19 protein-coding genes are annotated in these 19,270 nt (G+C 69.8%); 10 read left to right on the top strand and 9 right to left on the bottom strand.

Translation table 11 applies throughout. The features are described 5' to 3' along the window. Positions 1–20: 20 nt before the first annotated feature. The 10 genes from kdpC to AC5LXX_RS11855 all read left to right on the top strand — a co-directional run bounded on the left by kdpC (position 21) and on the right by AC5LXX_RS11855 (position 10,597). The gene (kdpC, locus tag AC5LXX_RS11900) at positions 21–602 is read left to right on the top strand and encodes a potassium-transporting ATPase subunit KdpC (RefSeq protein WP_493409582.1); all 582 of its coding nucleotides are present in this window, start codon (positions 21–23) and stop codon (positions 600–602) included. Positions 603–764: 162 nt separating this feature from the next. Then, entirely contained in the window at positions 765–3,608 is a 2,844-nt protein-coding gene (locus tag AC5LXX_RS11895; RefSeq protein ID WP_493409581.1) for a DUF4118 domain-containing protein, read from the top strand. Next, complete coding sequence (kdpE, locus tag AC5LXX_RS11890) at positions 3,601–4,299, top strand: two-component system response regulator KdpE (protein WP_493409580.1); 699 nt, start codon at positions 3,601–3,603, stop codon at positions 4,297–4,299. The genes AC5LXX_RS11895 and kdpE overlap by 8 nt, the downstream gene beginning before the upstream one ends. Positions 4,300–4,457: 158 nt before the next feature. Next, positions 4,458–4,739 carry a putative hemolysin gene (locus AC5LXX_RS11885; protein WP_124453021.1) on the top strand — a complete coding sequence of 94 codons (282 nt, stop codon included), beginning with the start codon at positions 4,458–4,460 and terminating at the stop codon, positions 4,737–4,739. A 162-nt stretch (positions 4,740–4,901) separates the two neighbouring features. Next, the gene (gene sugE / locus AC5LXX_RS11880; protein ID WP_027786846.1) at positions 4,902–5,222 is read left to right on the top strand and encodes a quaternary ammonium compound efflux SMR transporter SugE; all 321 of its coding nucleotides are present in this window, start codon (positions 4,902–4,904) and stop codon (positions 5,220–5,222) included. 240 nt (positions 5,223–5,462) lie between these two features. Further along, the gene (locus AC5LXX_RS11875; protein ID WP_124464086.1) at positions 5,463–6,080 is read left to right on the top strand and encodes a DUF4126 domain-containing protein; all 618 of its coding nucleotides are present in this window, start codon (positions 5,463–5,465) and stop codon (positions 6,078–6,080) included. Positions 6,081–6,187: 107 nt separating this feature from the next. Next, positions 6,188–8,692 carry an ABC transporter permease gene (locus AC5LXX_RS11870; RefSeq protein WP_493411120.1) on the top strand — a complete coding sequence of 835 codons (2,505 nt, stop codon included), beginning with the start codon at positions 6,188–6,190 and terminating at the stop codon, positions 8,690–8,692. Between the two features lie 43 nt (positions 8,693–8,735). After that, complete coding sequence (locus AC5LXX_RS11865; protein WP_493401223.1) at positions 8,736–9,146, top strand: group II truncated hemoglobin; 411 nt, start codon at positions 8,736–8,738, stop codon at positions 9,144–9,146. Between the two features lie 105 nt (positions 9,147–9,251). Continuing rightward, positions 9,252–9,983 carry an alanyl-tRNA editing protein gene (locus AC5LXX_RS11860; protein WP_493409579.1) on the top strand — a complete coding sequence of 244 codons (732 nt, stop codon included), beginning with the start codon at positions 9,252–9,254 and terminating at the stop codon, positions 9,981–9,983. Further along, entirely contained in the window at positions 9,980–10,597 is a 618-nt protein-coding gene (locus AC5LXX_RS11855; RefSeq protein ID WP_493409578.1) for a DUF924 family protein, read from the top strand. Before AC5LXX_RS11860 ends, AC5LXX_RS11855 begins: the two co-directional genes overlap by 4 nt. A 164-nt stretch (positions 10,598–10,761) precedes the next feature. Here the strand turns inward: AC5LXX_RS11855 and AC5LXX_RS11850 are convergent, their stop codons facing one another. From AC5LXX_RS11850 to AC5LXX_RS11810, 9 genes are all read right to left on the bottom strand, one after another. Next, a complete protein-coding gene (locus AC5LXX_RS11850; RefSeq protein WP_493409577.1) occupies positions 10,762–12,654 on the bottom strand; it encodes an ArnT family glycosyltransferase in 1,893 nt (630 codons plus the stop codon). A gap of 228 nt (positions 12,655–12,882) precedes the next feature. Continuing rightward, entirely contained in the window at positions 12,883–13,644 is a 762-nt protein-coding gene (locus AC5LXX_RS11845) for an SDR family oxidoreductase (protein WP_493409576.1), read from the bottom strand. A gap of 22 nt (positions 13,645–13,666) precedes the next feature. After that, positions 13,667–14,248, bottom strand: a complete 582-nt coding sequence (locus AC5LXX_RS11840; protein WP_124453039.1) for an LOG family protein — start codon at positions 14,246–14,248, stop codon at positions 13,667–13,669. Then, entirely contained in the window at positions 14,245–15,003 is a 759-nt protein-coding gene (locus AC5LXX_RS11835) for a TetR/AcrR family transcriptional regulator (RefSeq protein WP_021161119.1), read from the bottom strand. The genes AC5LXX_RS11840 and AC5LXX_RS11835 overlap by 4 nt, the downstream gene beginning before the upstream one ends. Before the next feature lie 214 nt (positions 15,004–15,217). After that, positions 15,218–15,754, bottom strand: a complete 537-nt coding sequence (locus tag AC5LXX_RS11830) for a diacylglycerol kinase (RefSeq protein WP_493409575.1) — start codon at positions 15,752–15,754, stop codon at positions 15,218–15,220. Further along, the gene (locus AC5LXX_RS11825; protein WP_322082820.1) at positions 15,751–16,785 is read right to left on the bottom strand and encodes a glycosyltransferase family 4 protein; all 1,035 of its coding nucleotides are present in this window, start codon (positions 16,783–16,785) and stop codon (positions 15,751–15,753) included. Before AC5LXX_RS11825 ends, AC5LXX_RS11830 begins: the two co-directional genes overlap by 4 nt. Before the next feature lie 29 nt (positions 16,786–16,814). Further along, a complete protein-coding gene (locus tag AC5LXX_RS11820; protein WP_124453045.1) occupies positions 16,815–17,753 on the bottom strand; it encodes a UDP-2,3-diacylglucosamine diphosphatase in 939 nt (312 codons plus the stop codon). Between the two features lie 237 nt (positions 17,754–17,990). Further along, positions 17,991–18,497 carry an RDD family protein gene (locus AC5LXX_RS11815; protein WP_493409574.1) on the bottom strand — a complete coding sequence of 169 codons (507 nt, stop codon included), beginning with the start codon at positions 18,495–18,497 and terminating at the stop codon, positions 17,991–17,993. 6 nt (positions 18,498–18,503) lie between these two features. After that, the gene (locus AC5LXX_RS11810) at positions 18,504–19,265 is read right to left on the bottom strand and encodes a DUF3106 domain-containing protein (RefSeq protein ID WP_493409573.1); all 762 of its coding nucleotides are present in this window, start codon (positions 19,263–19,265) and stop codon (positions 18,504–18,506) included. Between the last annotated feature and the right edge of the window lie 5 nt (positions 19,266–19,270).

The raw sequence follows: 19,270 nt of genomic DNA, 5'->3' as shown, positions 1-19,270 counted from the left end.
CCGTACTTGAAGGAACCATCATGAAATCGTTGATTCGCCCGCTCGTCGTGCTCTTCGTCGTCCTGGCCGCCGTGACGGGCCTGGCTTACCCGGCCGTGATGACCGTGTTCGGCCAGGCCGTGTTCCCGTCGCAGGCGAACGGCAGCCTGATCGAGAAGGACGGCAAGGCGGTCGGCTCCGCGCTGATCGGCCAGTCGTTCGATGCGCCGAAATACTTCTGGGGCCGGCTGTCGGCCACCGCGCCGATGCCGTACAACGCGACCGGCTCCGGCGGCTCGAACCTCGGCCCGCTGAACCCGTCGCTCGCCGACCAGGTGAAGGGGCGCATCGCCGCGCTGCGCGACGCCGGCACCGACCTGTCGAAGCCCGTGCCGGTCGACCTCGTGACGGCATCGGCGAGCGGTCTCGATCCGGAGATCACGCCGGCCGCCGCCGCGTACCAGGTCGAGCGCGTCGCGAAGGCGCGCAACGTGGCGCCGGACGCGGTCGCGCAGCTCGTCGCCGCGAACACGGCGGGCCGCCAGTTCGGCGTGCTCGGCGAGCCGCGCGTGAACGTGCTGAAGCTGAACCTCGCGCTCGACGCGGCACAGGCCGCGCACTGAGCGCGCGGCCGGGCTTCCGGCGATGACCGGTGTCCGGTGCGGCATGATCCGCGCCGGACGCGCTTTTTCCCGACGGCGCTCGCGCCGTCTTTGCCTTTTGCGGCGATTTGGAACAACAATGCTCGTACTCGCGCGCATCCGGGCGCCCCGCTTTCCTGACGCATGAACCGTCCCGATCCAGACCAACTCCTCGACAAGCTGCAGCGAGACGAAGAAAAGCAGCGGCGCGGCCAGCTCAAGATCTTCTTCGGCGCATCGGCCGGTGTCGGCAAGACCTACGCGATGCTGCAGGCCGCGCGCCAGCGGCTGCAGGAAGGCGTCGACGTCGTCGTCGGCATCGTCGAGACCCATGGCCGCGGCGAGACCGCCGCGCTGCTCGATGGCCTCGACGTGCTGCCGCTCGCGCGCATCGACTATCGCGGCCGCACGCTCGCCGAATTCGATCTCGACGGCGCGCTCGCGCGTGCGCCGCAACTGATCCTCGTCGACGAGCTCGCGCATTCGAACGTGCAGGGCGCGCGGCACCTGAAGCGTTGGCAGGACGTCTACGAGCTGCTCGACGCGGGCATCGACGTGTACACGACCGTCAACGTCCAGCACCTCGAAAGCCTGAACGACGTGGTCGGCGCGATCACCGGCATCCGCGTGTGGGAGACCGTGCCCGACCGCGTGTTCGATGCGGCCGACGAAGTCACGCTCGTCGACCTGCCGGCCGAGGAGCTGCTCGAGCGGATGCGCGACGGCAAGGTCTACCTTGCGCAGCAGGCCGAGCGCGCGGTGCGCAACTTCTTCCGCAAGGGCAACCTGATCGCGCTGCGCGAACTCGCGCTGCGGCGTACGGCCGACCGCGTCGACGCGCAGATGCGCGAATACCGCGCCGACCGCTCGATCCAGCGGATCTGGCAGGCGCGCGAGCGGCTGCTCGTATGCGTCGGGCCGGGCGCCGAGGCGCCGACGCTCGTGCGCGCGGCCGCGCGGCTCGCCGCGAGCCTGAAGGCCGACTGGCTGGCCGTCTATGTCGAGACGCCGCGCCTGCAGCGCCTGCCCGATGCGCGGCGGCAGCGCACGCTCGATGCGCTGAAGCTCGCGGCCGAACTCGGCGCGGAAACGGCCACGCTCGCCGGCGCCGACGCGGTGGCCGCGCTGATCGGCTATGCGAAGGTGCGCAACGTGTCGAAGATCGTCGCGGGCGGCTCGCCGAAGGCCGGGCTCATGCGCCGCCTCGCGCGGCCGTTCGGCGAGCAGCTCGCCGAACGCGCGGGCGATGTCGACCTGATGCTGATCCGTGCGTCCGCGAGCGACGAGGCGCGCGCCGCGCCGCTCGATGCGCGGGCGCGCGACTGGCGCGATGCGTTCGCTCAGTTCGGCACGCACCGTTCGCCGCCGCGGCACTACGTGTATGCGGCCGCGATCTGCGCGGCGATCACGGTCGTCGCGAGCCTCGTGTCCGAGCGGCTCGACCTGACGAACCTCGTGATGCTGTACCTGCTCGGCGTCGTGTTCTCGGCCGTGCGGCTCGGGCGCGGCCCGGGTGTGCTGCAGTCGTTCCTGTCGGTCGCCGCGTTCGACTACTTCTTCGTGCCGCCGCGCATGTCGTTCTCGGTCAGCGACACGCAATACCTGCTGACCTTCTTCGGGATGCTGCTGACCTCGCTCGTGATCAGTCACCTCACGTCGACGCTGACGCGCCAGGCGAGCGTCGCGCAGCGCCGCGAGCGCCGCACCGGCGCGATCTACGCGATGGCGCGCGAACTCGGCGCGGCGCTGACGACCGAGCAGATCGTCGAGATCGGCAGCCGCCACGTGGGCGAGGTGTTCCGTGCGCGCGTCGCGTTCCTGCTGCCCGACAGCGCGGACAAGGTGCGCCAGAAGATCGAGGAGCCCGATGCGGCCGTCACGCTGACGGGCGCCGATCTCGACAGCGACGTCGGCCAGTGGGTGTACGACCAGCAGAAGCCGGCCGGACGCGGCACCGACACGTTGCCCGCGACGGCCGCGCTGTACCTGCCGCTGAAGGCGCCGATGCGCACGCGCGGCGTGCTCGCGGTCGCGTCGCGCGAGCCGCGCGAACTCGAGGTGCCGGAGCAGCAGCGGATGCTCGACGCGTTCGCCGCGCAGATCGCGCTCGCGCTCGAACGCGTGCACTACGTCGAGATCGCGCGCGACGCGCTCGTCAACATGGAATCCGAGCGGCTGCGCAACTCGCTGCTGTCGGCGATCTCGCACGACCTGCGCACGCCGCTGACGACGATCGTCGGCTTCTCGTCGATGCTCGCGAACGGGCGCTCGGCCGCGCAGGGCGGCGACACGGCGGCGGCCGAGCGGTTCGCGCAGCGCGAGGGCGAACTCGTCGACGCGATCCACGATGAGGCGCTGCGGATGACGGGCATCGTCACGAACCTGCTCGACATGGCGCGGCTGCAGGCCGGCAGCCTGCAGCTCAAGCGCCAGTGGTCGCTGCTCGAGGAGACCGTCGGCGCCGCGCTCGCCGCGTGCAAGCGCGTGCTCGTGCGTCATCCGGCGCGCGTCGCGCTGCCGGCCGACCTGCCGCTGCTGCAGATGGACGCGGTGCTGATGGAGCGCCTGTTCACCAACCTGTTCGAGAATGCGGCGAAGTACACGCCGCCCGATACGCCGATCGACATCGGCGCGGAGCGCGTGACCGACGACGGGCTGCCGTTCGTGCGCGTGCATGTCGACGATCACGGCCCGGGCCTGCCGGCCGGGATGGAAACGCGTATCTTCGACAAGTTCACGCGCGGCGAGAAGGAGTCGGCGACGCCGGGCATCGGGCTCGGCCTCGCGATCTGCCGTGCGATCGTCGAGGCGCACGGCGGTAAAATCGGCGCGCTCAACCGCACCGCGCCCGACGGCCGCGTGACGGGCGCGCGCTTCTGGTTCACGCTGCCGGTCGAGACGCCGCCGGCCGCGCCCGCCGTGCCCGACGACGAATCCGATGTGCCGGGCGCATCGTCCCCATCCGAGTCATTGCCAGACCATGAGTGAACCCAGCCTGACCGTCGTCCTGATCGAGGACGAAAAGCAGATCCGCCGTTTCGTGCGCGCCGCGCTCGAAGAGGAGGACATCGCGGTGTTCGAGGCCGAGACGGGCAAGCAGGGGCTGATCGACGCGGCGACACGCAAGCCCGACCTCGTGATCGTCGACCTCGGCCTGCCCGATACCGACGGCCTCGACGTGATCCGCGAACTGCGCGGCTGGTCCGAGGTGCCGGTGATCGTGCTGTCGGCACGCACCCAGGAAGAGGAGAAGGTCGCCGCGCTCGACGCGGGTGCCGACGACTACCTGACCAAGCCGTTCGGCGTGTCCGAACTGCGCGCGCGGATTCGCGCGCAGCTGCGCCGGCGCAACCAGGGCGGCGCGAACGAGTCGCCGAAGGTGACCTTCGGCACGGTGACCGTCGATCTCGCGCTGCGCCAGGTGTGGCGCGACGGCGAGATCGTGCACCTGACGCCGCTCGAATACCGGCTGCTCGCGACGCTCGTGCGGCACGCGGGGCGCGTGCTCACGCACCGCCAGCTGCTGCGCGACGTGTGGGGGCCGTCGCACGTCGAAAGCCATCACTACCTGCGCATCTACATGGCGCACCTGCGGCAGAAGCTCGAACGCGACCCCGCGCAGCCCGAGTACATCGTCACCGAGACGGGCGTCGGCTACCGGCTCGTCGGCGCCGCGTGAAGGAGCGGGACGGGCGGCAGCGGCGGCCGGGCGCATGACGTTGCGCACTGGCACGGTTGCGCCGGCGCGACAGTCTGATGACCTGTGCCGGCCTCGCACACCGCGCGCTCATTCCCCGTTATCCTGACCGTTCCGCGAACGAAAACGAGGAGCGTGCAATGTCCGTCCGTCTGGTCGTCATCTGTGCGCTGGCGCTCGCCGCGCCCGGCGCGTTCGCCCAGCCGCTGCCGCCCGGGCAGCAGCCGCCCGCGAAGGCGGCGCTGGCCAATCCCGCGTCGGTCAACTGCGAGAAGCTCGGCGGTCGCCACGTGATCCGCAACCTGTCGAGCGGGCAGGTCGGGATGTGCGTGTTCAAGGATGGCCGCGTGTGCGAGGAATGGGCGCTGTACCGCGACGACCGCTGCGTCGGCGGCGGCGCGCCGAAGCGCGTGTCGAACTGACCGAACTGGCCGGGCCTGGCCGATCGCGCCCCCGATCGGCCGCCGACCTGCTCCGCAGCCGGTGCATCTGTAAGCAACTTGTTATACTCGGCGCCGCCCGGGGACGACCCCGGGTCATTCGCTTCAACGGGGACGGCCCCATCCGATACGGAGTACGTCGAGATGGCGTGGGTATGGTTGTTGATCGCCGGTTTGCTGGAAGTGGCCTGGGCGGCCGGCCTGAAATCGTCGGACGGCTTCACGAAGCTCGGTCCGTCGGTGTTTACGATCGTGACGGCGCTGGCCAGCTTCGGGCTGCTCGCGGTTGCGATGCGCCAGTTGCCGCTCGGCACGGCCTATGCGGTGTGGACGGGGATCGGCGCGGTCGGTGCGTTCGTGTTCGGCATCGTGATGATGGGCGAGGCGCTCACCGCCGCGCGCGTCGCGAGCGCCGCGCTGATCGTCGCGGGGCTGATCGGCCTCAAGCTGTCGTCGGCCGCCTGACGCCGGCATCCGGGCGTCGGCATCCGGGCGCCGGCGTCCGGGTGCACGCGCGCCCGGGGTATCGCGCTGCGGAATTGCGCCGGTCGTCCGGATAGCCTGTCTATAATGGAACGCATTCGGGCCTGAATTCCGTCGCGCTTCTCGCGGCACGCGGTGCCGGTCGCCACGCGCCCTGCGGCCGGCCTGTCCGACCCGATCCGATCAATCGGCAAATCGCACGGAAAGTGCAAGGAGAGGGCGATGATCGAAGCCATTTCGCTCGGCGCGGGGCTCGCGTGGGCGAGCGGGCTGCGCCTGTACCTGACGGTGCTGATCGCCGGCGTGCTGGCGCGGTTCGGCTGGCTCCATCTGCCCGATACGCTGGCCGTCCTGATGTCGCCGTGGGTCATCGGCGCGGCGGCCGTGCTCACCGTCACCGAATTCCTGGCCGACAAGATCCCCGCGTTCGACTCGCTGTGGGATGCCGTGCACACCTTCATCCGCATTCCCGCCGGCGCCGTACTGGCAGCCGGTGCGCTCGGCCATGCCGATCCGACCGTGCTCGCGGTCGCGGGGCTCGCCGGCGGCTCGCTGGCCGGTGCCGCGCACGTCGCGAAGGCCGGTACGCGCGCGCTGATCAACCTGTCTCCTGAACCGATTTCGAACTGGGTCGCGTCGTCGACCGAGGACGGCCTCGTCGTCGGCGGGCTCGTGCTGGCGTTCTTCGTCCCGCTCGCGTTCCTCGTGCTGCTCGCCGCGTTCATCGCGGCGTCGGCGTGGGCGCTGCCGCGTCTGTGGCGCGGCGTGTCGGGAGGCTTCCGCGGGATGGCGAATCACATGGTGTCGCGGCTCAACTCGATCGGGGGCAAGCGCGATTGAACGAGCGGCAACCCGCGGCGCAGCCGCCGGCCGGGCAGCCCGGTCATGACAGGCCCGCGCATGCCGGCCGCTTCGGCCTGCACGACCTGATCCGCCAGGCCGCCCGGATGACCGCGCGCGACTGGCGCGCGGGCGAGTTGACGCTGCTCGTCCTCGCGCTGGTGCTGGCCGTCGCGGCGCTGACGAGCGTCGGCTTCCTCGCCGACCGGCTGCGCCAGGGGCTCGAACGCGACGCCCGCCAGATGCTCGGCGCCGATTTCGTCGTGCGCGCCGATCGTCCCGTCGATCCGTCGTTCGACCGGCAGGCCCGGGCACTCGGCCTGCGTACCGCGACGACCGCCATTTTCCCGAGCATGATCGCGTCCGCCTCGGGCGGGCAGGCGGCCGAGGCCGCACCGTCGCGCCTCGCGGCCGTGAAGGCCGTGTCGCCCGGGTATCCGCTGCGCGGCGCCGTCGACATCGTGCCGGCCGGCGCCGCCGCCGCGCAGAAGGCAGCCGCGATTCCCGCGCCCGGCACCGTATGGGCCGATCTCGCGCTGCTCGACGCGCTGCACCTGAAGGCGGGCGATACGGTGCGCGTCGGGTTGCGCACGTTCAAGGTCGCCGCTTCGATTGCCCGCGAGCTCGATCGCGGCTTTTCGTTCGTCAATTTTTCGCCGCGGCTGATGATGCGCGCGGACGACCTCGCTGCTACAGGACTGACGGGCTACGGCAGCCGCGTCACCTACCGGCTGCTGGTCGCCGGCGACGCAGCGGCTGTCGCGCGTTTCGAAGCGTATGCGCACGCGCGCGTCGACGGCGGGAAACTGCGCGGCGTCGGGCTCGAGTCGTTGCAGGAAGGCCAGCCGCAGGTGCGGCAGACGCTGGATCGCGCGCGCCATTTCCTGACGCTCGTCGCACTGCTGACCGCGCTGCTCGCGGCGGTCGCGATCGCGATGGCCGCGCAGCGCTACATGCGGCGCCATCTCGACGGCTGCGCGACGATGCGCTGCCTCGGCGTGAGCCGCCGCACGCTCGGCGCGCTGTTCGCACTCGAATTCGCCGGAATCGGCATCGTCTCGGGCGCCGCGGGCGCGGTGCTCGGCTACGGCGGACACTGGGCGTTGCTGGCCGCGCTCGGCAGCCTGATCGACGTCGCGCTGCCGCCGCCCACGCTGTGGCCGGCGCTGCTCGGCATGGGCGCCGCGCTCGTGCTGCTGCTCGGCTTCGCGCTGCCGCCGCTCGTGCCGCTCACGCGCGTGCCGCCGGTGCGCGTGCTGCGACGCGAGTGGGGCGATGCGACGCGCACCGCATGGGCCGCGTACGCGATCGGCGTCGTGCTGTTCGCGGGGCTGCTAATCGCGGCGGCCGGCAACCTGAAGCTCGGCCTGATCGTCGCGGGCGGCTTTGCCGGCGCGCTGGTCGGCTTCGCGCTGATCGCGCGGCTCGTGCTGTTCGCGGCCGCCCGTGCCGTACGCAACGCGCGCGTGGCCGCCGGCGTCGGCTGGCGCTACGCGCTCGCGTCGCTGCACCGGCGCGGCACGGCCAGCGCGCTGCAGATCACCGCGCTCGCGCTCGGCCTGATGTGCCTGCTGCTGATCGCGATCACGCGCAACGATCTCGTCGCGGGCTGGCGGCAGTCGACGCCGCCCGATGCGCCGAACCAGTTCCTGATCGACATCCAGCCCGACCAGCGCGACGACGTTGCCGCGTATCTGGCCGCGCACGGCGTGCGCGATGCGGCGCCCGCGCCGATGGTGCGCGGCCGCCTCGTCGCGATCAACGGCAAGCCGGTGAATCCGGATGCGTATCCGTCCGACGAGGCGCGCCGGCTCGTCGACCGCGAGTTCAACCTGTCGTATACGACCGAACTGCCGTCCGACAACCGGATCGTCGAAGGCGACTGGTTCGGCACCGCGGCCACGCCGCAGATCTCGATCGAGGCCGGCCTCGCGAAGACGCTGAACGTGAAGCCGGGCGACACGTTGCGCTTCGACGTGACGGGTCTGACGGTCGATGCGCCGGTCACGAGCGTGCGCAAGCTCGACTGGGGCTCGTTCCGCGTCAACTTCTTCGTGCTGATGCCGCCGCCGGTGCTGAAGGATTTCCCGGCCGTCTACCTGACGAGCTTTCATCTGCCCGCATCGAACGCCGCGCTGCTCGATCCGCTGATCGCGCGCTATCCGAACCTGACCGCGATCGACGTCGCGCCGATCCTCGCGCAATTGCAGCGGATGATGCTGCAGGTGGTCGGCGCGGTGCAGTTCCTGTTCTTGTTCACGCTCGCGGCCGGCGTGCTGGTGCTGTACACGGCACTCGCCGGCTCGCACGACGAGCGCGTGCGCGAGGCCGCGCTGCTGCGTGCGCTCGGCGCGTCGCGCGCACAGGTCAATGCGGTGCAGCGCGCGGAATTCATCGTGGTCGGCACGCTGGCCGGCGCGCTGGCATCGGCGGGCGCGATCGCGGTCGGCTGGGTGCTCGCGTCGCGCGTGTTCGACTTCCAGCTCGCCGTCGATCCGTGGCTCGTGCCGGCCGGCATCGCGGCCGGCGTCACGTGCGCCGGTGCGGCCGGCTGGCTGAGCCTGCATAATGTGTTGCGGCGCCCCGCGCTGCAGTCGCTGCGCGACGCATGAGCGTCGCCGGCGGCCCCGAAGATCCCGTTTTCCGACTATCCGTATGACCGATGTGAATGACGATGCGCCGTCGCAGCCGACGGCGTTCGAGCTCGTGGGCGGCGAAGCCCGTGTGCGCGAAATGGTGGACCGCTTCTACGACCTGATGGACCTCGAGCCCGAGTTCGCGGAGATTCGCGCGCTGCATCCGCCGTCGCTCGACGGCTCGCGCGACAAGCTGTTCTGGTTCCTGTGCGGCTGGCTCGGCGGCCCCGACCACTACATCAGCCGGTTCGGTCATCCGAGGCTGCGCGCGCGGCACCTGCCGTTCCCGATCGCGTCGGTCGAGCGCGACCAGTGGCTGCGCTGCATGGCGTGGGCGATGGAGGATGTCGGGCTGGCCGAGCCGCTGCGCGAGCGGCTGATGCATTCGTTCTACGACACGGCCGACTGGATGCGCAACCGGCCCGGTTGATCGACCGGTACGCCGCTGCCCGTGTGCCGGACGATCTGCGTCTGGGCGCACGTGCGGCGTCGCGCGACACTGGCCGTTTCCCCCCATGGATACGAGGCTCGCCCAATGACGACACATGCGCTGTTTCGCGAAGACGCGTACCTCACGCAATGCGACGCGGTCGTCCAGGCCGTCGGCGACGACGGCATCCGGCTCGACCGCACGGTGTTCTATCCGCTCGGCGGCGGCCAGGCCGGCGACACCGGCACGCTGACGCTGCCCGACGGCAGCACGATCGCGATCGCCGATACGCGCAAGGCGAAGTTCGAAGGCGCGACGCCCGACGATGCGGTACACGTGCCGGCGCCGGGGCAGGCGGCGAGCGTCGCGATGCTCGCGCCCGGCACGCGCGTGGTCGCGGCGATCGACTGGCCGCGCCGCTACCGGCACATGCGCCTGCATACGGCCGCGCACCTGATGTGCGCGGTGCTGCCGTACGCGGTCGACGGCTGCAGCGTGACGGCCGACTACGTGCGGCTCGATTTCGCGACGTCCGATGCGATCGACCGCGACGACGTCGAGCGGCGTCTCGCGGGGCTGGTCGGCGGCGCGCATCCGGTCACGACCGAATGGATCACCGACGACGAGATGGCCGAGCGGCCAGAACTCGTGCGCACGATGAGCGTGAAGCCGCCGATGGGCCTCGGCCGCGTGCGGCTGTTGCTCATTGAAAATGTCGACCTGCAGCCGTGCGGCGGCACGCATGTGCGCAACACGTCCGAAATCGGCGGGCTGCGGGTCGCGAAACTGGAAAAGAAGAGCGCGCGGACACGGCGCCTCGTACTGGAGTTTGCATGACGATCGACACCGGCAAGGCCGGCGCGGCGGTGCTGGATCCGCAAGCGCGGGAGATTCTGGATTTCTGGTTCGGCGAGCCGGGCTCGGCCGAATTCGGGCAGGAACGCAAGGTGTGGTTCAACGGCGGTGCGGCGTTCGACGATGTGCTGCGCACGCGCTACGGCGCGTTGCTCGACGCCGCGTGCGATGGTGCCTGCGATCACTGGGCCGACTCGCCGTCGGGTGCGCTGGCGTTGATCGTCGTGCTGGACCAGTTTTCGCGCAACATCCATCGCGGCACGCCGCGCGCGTTTGCCGCCGATCCGAAGGCGCTCGCGCTCGCACGCCGGGTCGTCGCGGCCGGCTGGGACGCGCAGTTGCCGAGCGGGCATCACCGCGCGTTCGCGTACCTGCCGTTCGAGCACGACGAATCGGTCGAGAGCCAACGCGAAGCCGTGCGCCTCTGTGCGGGCATTCGCGGCGAGGCCGGATGCGAGAGTTATCACCGTTTCGCGCTGCTGCACGCGGCCGTCGTCGAGCGCTTCGGCCGTTTTCCGCACCGGAACGCGATACTCGGACGTGTATCGACCGACGAGGAGACTGCGTTTCTGCGCGAGCCCGGTTCGTCGTTCTGACGATCCGGGCAGCGGCGTAAAGCGCAGGGGCCGGGCGATCCCGCGGATTGACGCAGGTGCCTCGACGGCGGGTATCGCGCAAAGGTCGCGCACCGGCCGGACGGGCGCGCTCTACCGTTGCGAAAGATGAAGGCAGGCATGACGGCGCATCGCGCCGTCCTGCGTCACTGCAGGTGCTGTTCGGGCGTACGCACGTACACGCGCAGCAGTTCCTCGTTGTCGCCCGGGCGGGCGCCCGTCCAGAACAGTTTCCATTCGTTGCCGGGCGCCGGATCGACGGCGCGCACGCCCTGGACGATCATCCACGTGCAGCGCGTCGACTTCGCGTCGTCGATCGGCGTGTGCTGGATGCCGGAGAAGTAGTACAGCATCGGCGCTTCCGATTCGCCGAGCCCGTGCAGGCTCGCCATGCAGTCGCCGTCGGTCCATTCGAGCGCGAGATGCGCGTTCAGGTCGTCGAACACCGAGCGATAGCTCTTCGCGACGTCGAGCCACGGCAGCAGCAGCGTATAGACGAGGCCCCAGGCGACGAAGGCGCCGGCGCCCCACGACAGCGCGCCGCGCCACAGGCCCGTCGTGCGCAGCTTCGGCAGCAGCGTCAGCCAGCCGACGGTCAGCGCGAGCGCGCCGATCACGAGCGCGGGCTGGATCGGCATCGTCCAGTCGAGCGGCAGCCAGCGGCCGAGCAGTGAGAGATCCGCGCGCGACGCGGCCGGATCGGCCATCACGGCCCAGATCGCCCACGCGAGCGCGACGGTCGTGCCGAACAGCACGCGGCTGAAGTAATCCCACGCGAGATGCAGCCGGCGCGGCAGGCGTTCGATCGCCTGCGCGGCGACCAGCGCGAGCGGTGCGAAGAACGGCAGGATGTAGAGCTGGCGCGACGTCGCGGACACTTGCAGCACCACGAGCCCGATACCGGCGAACAGCACCGGCAGCGCGATGCGCGGCGTGCGCCAGTCGCGCCATGCGCCGCGCGCGAGGGCGACGATCGCGAGCGGCGCGACCGGGAAGCCGACGAGCAGGAACGCGCGCAGGATAAAGAACGGCTTGTCGTTTTCCGCGCCGAGTTCGGGGACGGAGAAGCCGAAGAACCGGCCGACGTTGTTGTTCCAGAACCACGTCATGAACAGCGGTTCGGAGCGCAGGAACAGTGCGGTCGGCCAGATCAGCGCGAACGGCGCGAACACGAGCGCGGCGACGCCGAGCGCGCGCGCGAACGAACGGGTGCGGCAGGCCGGGTAGAGCACCAGCGTGCAGACGAGCGTGGCCGCGAACACGAGCGGCACGAACAGCCCCTTCGTCATCAGCGCGATGCCGACGCCCGCGCCGAAGATCGGCGCGGCCCAGCGGCCCGACGGCCGGACCGGCAGCCCGTGGCGCATCTGCTGCGCGCGCGCGACGTGCTGCATCACGAGTTCGAGCAGCCCGCAGAAGCCCATCGCCGTGCCGGCGAACAACGCGACGTCCGTCATCATGTCGTGCACGTGCTTGATGACGACGAGCGTGCCCGCGCTGAGCACGACGGGGCCGAGCACGCGCAGGTCGAACCAGTTGTCCGCACGGCTGGCGACGCGCGCCGCGCGCGCGATGAAGCCGAATGCGAGCGCGGCGAACAGCGCGCTCGCGAGCCGCGCCGCGTCGTGCAGCGGCATCACGCGCCGCAGCAGCCACGCGAGGCTCGTCGCGACCCATGCGTAAAGCGGCGGCTTTTCCATGAACGGCAGGCCGGCATTGGTCGGCACGACGAAGTCGCCGGTCTCGAGCATGTGCTGGATGATGCCGAACGTGTAGGTTTCGTCCTGCTTCCACGGATCGTGGCCGAGCACGCCCGGCAGCGTGTACGCACAGACCAGCACGGCGACGAACAGCCAGGCCCGCCAGCCGAGCAGGGCCGAGCGGTCGCGCACGGTACGGATGGCGGTGGTCGACGCCACGACGGGCGTGCCGGCGGCGTCGAGCGTCGCGGTGGTGTCGGCGTCGGCGGTCGAACGGGTGAGCTGGGCCGGAGCGGGCACAGACGTGCGTCGCCGGCTGGGCGCTGCGGTTCCAGGCATGGAAAAGATCTCGGGTCGAGTCGAGCGGTCCGCGACTTGGGCAGGACCGTTAAGGGCCACATCAGGGTGGCGAAGTCCAAGCGTTTATGACGCCTGTCTGATTGCCCGCTAGTAGAGCACGGAACTATTACGGATGTTTACTGAAACCGTCACGAAATTGTGGAGATTTGTGGTGTCGTGACGACAGATCGCTGCTGGCGGCGCGACGGGCGCGCCGCGCGGGCGAGGTTACCGGCCGCCGCCGACGTCGAGCAGGGCGCCCGTCGTGTAGGATGCCGCGTCGCCGAGCAGCCAGACGACCGCTTCGGCGATTTCCTGCGCTTCGCCCGCGCGGCCGAGCGGCGTTTGCGCGCCGAGGCGGGCTGCCCGGCCCGGCTGGCCGCCGCTGGCGTGAATATCGGTCTCGATCAGGCCGGGGCGCAGCGCGTTGACGCGCACGCCGTGCGGGCCGAGTTCCTTCGCCAGGCCGATCGTCAACGAGTCGACCGCGCCTTTCGACCCCGCATAGTCGACGTATTCGTTCGGCGAACCGAGTCGCGACGCGATCGACGACACGTTGACGATCGCGCCGCCGCGGCCGCCACGGTCGGTGGACAGCCGGCGCGCGGCTTCGCGGGCGCACAGGTACGCACCGAGCACGTTGGTGTCGAACATCCGCCGCAGCCGGTCGACCGGCATGTCGGCGAGCGGCATCGACGGCGCGACGATGCCGGCGTTGTTGACGAGCGCGTCGAGGCGTCCGAACGCGGCCATGACGGTGTCGAACATCGCGATGACGTCTGCCTCGTTCGCGACATCGCCCGCGACGATGCACGCGCGGCCGCCCGCGTCGCGCACGGCTTGCGCGGTGAGTTCGGCCGCTGCCGCGTCGCGTGCGTAATTGATGCCGACGTCCCAGCCGCGCTCGGCCGCGAGCACGGCGGTCGCGCGGCCGATGCCGCGGCTCGCGCCGGTGATGAGGACGGCCTTGCGATCGGACGGTGCGGTCATGTCGTGCGGTTTCCGGTGACGATTACTTCGCGGCGTCGGGCGCCCACTTGTCGCGGGCGGGCGGCTGGTAGCGGCGCAGCCGCTCGATCAGCGCGACGGGCTCGGATTCGACGCACAGCGCGTCGAAATAGGCCGGACGCATGAAGCCTTCGTCGACCGTATGGCGCAGCAGCGCGATCAACGGATCGTAGAACGAATCGATGTTGTAGACCGCGACGGGCTTGCGGTGATAGCCGAGCTGCGCCCACGTGTAGACCTCGAAGAGCTCTTCGAGCGTGCCGGCGCCGCCGGGCATCGCGACGAACGCGTCGGAGAGATCGGCCATCATCTTCTTGCGGTGGTGCATGTCGGGCACGACGTGCAGTTCCGACAGCCCCGTATGGCCGACTTCCTTGTCGACGAGCAGTTCCGGGATCACGCCGACCGCATGGCCGCCGGCAGCCATCACTTCGTCGGCGATCACGCCCATCAGGCCGACGCGGCCGCCGCCGTAGACGAGCGTGAGGCCCGCATCGACGAGCGCGCGGCCGAATGCGCGCGCGGCATCGGCATAGACGGGCCGCACGCCGGGCGACGAGCCGCAGTAAACGCAGACTGCCTTCATTGCTTGGAATCCTTGGCGGGTGCCTGCCCGGTGACGACGGGGCTGTCGGCGGGGCGCGGCGAGCCGTCGCGCGGCGGCAGGTAGTCGGTGAACTGGCGCTTCGGCAGCTTGCCCGAGACCAGGTCGTCGAACAGCTGGCGCGAACGGCCGCGCAGGTACGGCGCCATCACGGAGATCACGTGCATGCTGACCTGGTGCAGTTCCTCGCGGATCGCGTCCTGGTCGTTGTATTTGCGCGGATGCATCACGTACTGATACGACAGCCAGTAGGTCGAGATCACGGCCATGTTGGTGGCAATGACTTCGATCTCGGCGGGCGTGGCGACCATTTCCGCGTCGGACACGAGCAGCTCGCACATGTCGCGCGCGAAGCGCACCTTGTGGCTGATGATCTGCTTGAAGTGCGTCTCGAGCGTGCGGTTGCGGGCGAGCAGGTCGTTGAGGTCGCGATACAGGAACCGGTAGGTCCACATGAAATCGGCCATGTACTGCAGGTACGACCAGGTTTCGTCGATCGTCGGACGGTGATCTTCGGGGAAGCGCAGCCGCCGTTCGATCTGCTGCTCGAACTGCGCGAAGATGCTGTTGATGATGTCGTCCTTGTTGCGGAAATGGTAGTACAGGTTGCCTGGACTGATTTCCATTTCCTCGGCGATCGTCGTGGTCGTGACGTTCGGCTCGCCGATCTCGTTGAAGAGTTTCAACGACAACTCGAGAATCCGTTCGCGGGTGCGGCGGGGAGGTTTCGCTTCCATGTCGTCCGGCCCTGTGTGTGCCGGACTGGCGGGCGCTGCAATCGATGCTGCGTGATTCGTCCGGCGCGGGTTGCTGTTCTATGTCTAGCGGACGATTATAAACCGGGGTTTCGCCACACCGGGGCATTTCGTGATCGCGGCCCCGCGCGGCGCATGGTGCAGCGCCGCACGCGGGCGGCGCGCGACGCGTTCGCCCGATACCCCCGACACTCGTCTAGAAGCCGAGCCAGTGTGCGACGACCGGGCCGAGCACGAAGCCCCACGTCGTCACGCACGCGAACAGCGCAACCGTCACGGCCGCGCTGCCGAGATCCTTCGCGCGCTTGGAGAGTTCGTGGCGCTCGAGCGAGATGCGGTCGATCGCGGCCTCGACGCTCGAGTTCAGCAGCTCGACGATCAGCACGAGCAGCACTGAGCCGATGAGCAATGCGCGCGACGCGGCCGGCACCGGCGCGAACGCACCGATCGGGAGCATCAGCGCGGCGAGCGTGAGTTCCTGGCGAAACGCGCTCTCCTCGCGGATCGCGACGCGAAAGCCGTTCAGCGAATGCTTGAGGGCGTACCACGCGCGCGTGATGCCGCGGTGGCGCTTGTACGGGTTCGGCGGCAGCGGCGACAGCTGGTCGTCGGGGCCGAGCGGCTCGTGCGCGTGCACCTCCGCTTCGGCGTGCGGCTCTTCCTCGTCGAACGGGCGGTGCCGTTGCGGCGTGGAGGCAGGGGGCGGGGTCTTGTCGTTCAGGTCTCGTTTCAAACGGCGGCACCTTCGGCTGGCGAGTACGCGGTCTTCGGCAGCGGCTTCAGATGCGACGCGAACTGCTCGGATGCCGCGCGCCACGAGAAGCGTTCCGCCCACGCGCGCGCAGTCGTGCGTTCGATCTTCAGCGCCTCGAGGCAGGCTTCCTGCAGGTCCTCGTGCATCGCGCCCGCGTCGCCTTCACCGAGCACGTCGATCGGGCCCGTGACGGGATACGCGGCCACCGGCGTGCCGCAGGCGAGGGCTTCGAGCAGCACGAGGCCGAACGTGTCGGTGCGACTCGGGAACACGAACACGTCGGCCGCAGCATACACCTTTGCAAGCTCGCCCTGTGACAGCACGCCGAGATAGTTCGCCTCCGGATAGCGCGACTTCAGCTCCGCGAGCGCGGGGCCTTCGCCCGCGACCCACTTCGAGCCGGGCAGGTCCAGGCGCAGGAACGCCTCGACGTTCTTCTCGATCGCGACGCGGCCCACGTACAGGAAGATCGGCCGCGCGGTGTTGAGCACCTTCGACTCCATCGGCCGGAAGATGTCGAGATCGACGCCGCGGGTCCACAGCACGACGTTCGTGAAGCCGAATTTCTCGAGGTCCTGCTTGACGACCGGCGTCGGCGCCATCACCGCGAGCGACGGGCCGTGGAACCAGTGCAGGAAGCGGTAGGTCGCGGCCAGCGGGATGCCGAAGCGCGCCTGCACGTATTCCGGAAAGCGCGTGTGGTACGCGGTCGTGTACGGCAGCTTGCGCGAGCGCGCGTAGCGCCGCGCGGCGAGGCCGAGCGGGCCTTCGGTCGCGATGTGCAGCGCATCGGGTGCGAACGCATCGATCCGCGCGCGCAGCTTGCGGTACGGCAGGATCGACAGGCGGATCTCGGGGTAGGTCGGGCAGGGTATCGTGCGGAATTCCAGCGGCGTCAGCAGTTCGACGCGATGGCCGAGCGCGGTGAGTTCGCGCGACGTGCTCTTCAGCGTGCGCACGACGCCGTTGACCTGCGGTTCCCACGCGTCGGTGACGATCATGATCTTCATCGCGGCTTTGTCCTGTAAGTAGGGTTGTGTCAGGCAGTGGCCTTGGCCTTGCGCGACGCGGTCTCCGACGGTGCGGTGCGCATCACCGTCCAGTAGACGATCTTCAGTTCGCCTTCCATCGTTTCGACGAGTGCGGACAGGCTTTCGACCCAGTCGCCGTCGTTGCAGTACAGCACGCCGTCGATGTCGCGGATCTCGGCCTTGTGGATGTGGCCGCACACGACGCCGTCGCAGCCGCGGCGGCGCGCCTCGTCGGTCATCACGGTCTCGAACTGCGAGATGAAGTTGACCGCGTTCTTGACCTGGTGCTTCAGGTACTGCGACAGTGACCAGTACTGGAAGCCGAGCCGGCTGCGGATCCGGTTGAACCAGCGGTTCAGCACGAGGATCAGCGTGTACAGCGTGTCGCCGAGGTACGCGAGCCATTTCGCGTGCTGGATCACGCCATCGAACAGGTCGCCGTGCACGATCCACAAACGTTTGCCCGCGAGCGTCGTGTGGAACGCCTCGCCGCGCACCTGGATGTCGCCGAACGCGAGGTCGCAGAACTGCCGCGCGCCTTCGTCGTGGTTGCCGGGGATGTAGACGACCTGCGTGCCCTTGCGCGCCTTGCGCAGGATCTTCTGCACGACGTCGTTGTGCGCCTGCGGCCAGTACCAGCCCTTCTTCAGCTGCCAGCCGTCGATGATGTCGCCGACGAGGTACAGGTATTCCGAATCGTTGTGGCGCAGGAAGTCGAGCAGGTACGGCGCCTGGCAGCCGCTCGAGCCGAGGTGGATGTCGGACAGCCAGATGGTGCGGTATCGATGGGTGGACGGGTCGGGATCGTCGTGCTGCGTGGTATGCGCGGCAGGCGGTTCTTGCGACGCCAGGCCATCGGTGACGGCCGAGCCGGACAGGAAGGCGGTAGCGGCGCGGGCGCCGATAGGGTGACGGAACAGGGAGGTCGCGGACGTTTTCTGGCCCATGCATGACTCGCGCCGGTTGACATTACCGGCATTCCGCCATGCGGGCGTGACTGTGCCATGACAGTCACGAGACGTTCTTATTACGACCGTTGCGGGGTGTTTAGCAGTGAATCGACGGGCGTTGCGTAATCTGTCGCACGGAACGGCCGACGGTTGTGCGGCAAGGCCGTCGGGCAGTGTGACGGAACGCAGGACGGGAGGCGGGACGAGCGGTTTTCGTCTGGCGAATGCGGCGCGTCAGCGTGGTATGGCGACGACGCGCGTGCGCGCGATCCGGTCGTGCGGGAACTGGCGATCGCCATGCAGCCGGGCAGCGCCGGCCCAGATGACGACCCAGGCGGCCGTGAGCGCGAGCGTGACGGGCACCGACAGGCCGAGGAGCGGATGCAGCGCGAGCGGCGGCAGGAACCACAGCCAGCCGAGCGCATAGCGGACGAGCGCGTGGCCGGCGCCCAGCGGCCGGCCGCTCGACGATTCGAGGCGCAGCCGCCAGGTCTTCATCGGCAGCGTCTGGCCGCCGTGGGTCCAGAACCATACGAAGTACGCGCCGACGACGAGCGCGATCCACGCGGCGAGCAGGTTGTGATGGACGAGGCCGTTGCGTTGCTGCGTCGCGAGGCTGAACGCGAGCCCCGCGAAGAACACGACGCCGAACAGCAGCACGCCTTCGTAGAGCAGCGCGGCGAGACGCCGCCGCACGGACGGCGTGGTGGTTGTGGTCTCGGGTGCGCGGGCGTTCGCCACGGCCGCTCAGGAGCCCTTGAACAGCGAGGGTGCGTCAGCGGGCGATACCGGCGCCACGGCGGGCGGAGCGGATGCGGTGCCGGCCGTCGACGAGGCAGGCACCGGCTGCGCGGCGGTGCCTGCCGACGCGGGCGCCGGTGCGGCGGCCGCGCCGCTTGCCGGATGTTCGTGCGAATTGACGAGGCGGCGGACGTCACGGTCGGCGACGGTCGGCGGTGCGCTGACGACGCTCGGCTTGCGGCGGCGCTCGGCGGCCGCGAGACGTTCCTTCTGTTCCTCGGGGAGCTGCTGATAGGCCTTCCACGCGCGCTCGCGCGCCTGCGCGGACAGTTCCTTCGCGCTCTGGTAGTTCTCGCGCGCGACGCGGCGCTGCTCGGGCGTCATCTTCGCCCATTCAGTCATCCGGTCCTGCAGGCGCTTCTGGTCATCGGGCGACAACTTCGCGAAACGCGATGCGATCTTCAGCCATTTTCGCTTGCGGGCGTCGCTGAAGCCGTCCCATTGGTCGGCGAACGGCGCGAGGGCCGCGTGCTGGGCCGGCGTGAGGCGCGCCCACGACAGCGGGCCGGTGGCGGCCGGCAGCGGCAGGGGCAGCGGCGGGAGTTCGGTGGTCAGCCCGGTCGCGGCCGAGGCCGGCGCGGCGGGGCTGATGGCCGCGACGGTCGTCGTCGCGGGGGCCGGGTGGAATCGGGAATACGTAGCGACGTAGCAAACGGCGATCGCAATCACGCATCCGAAAAATACGGCCAGGCCGCGCTTCTGACTCACCCGTG

It is taken from the genome of Burkholderia torrens (genome assembly GCF_984668525.1).
This window is presented reverse-complemented; position numbering and strand designations above follow the sequence as displayed.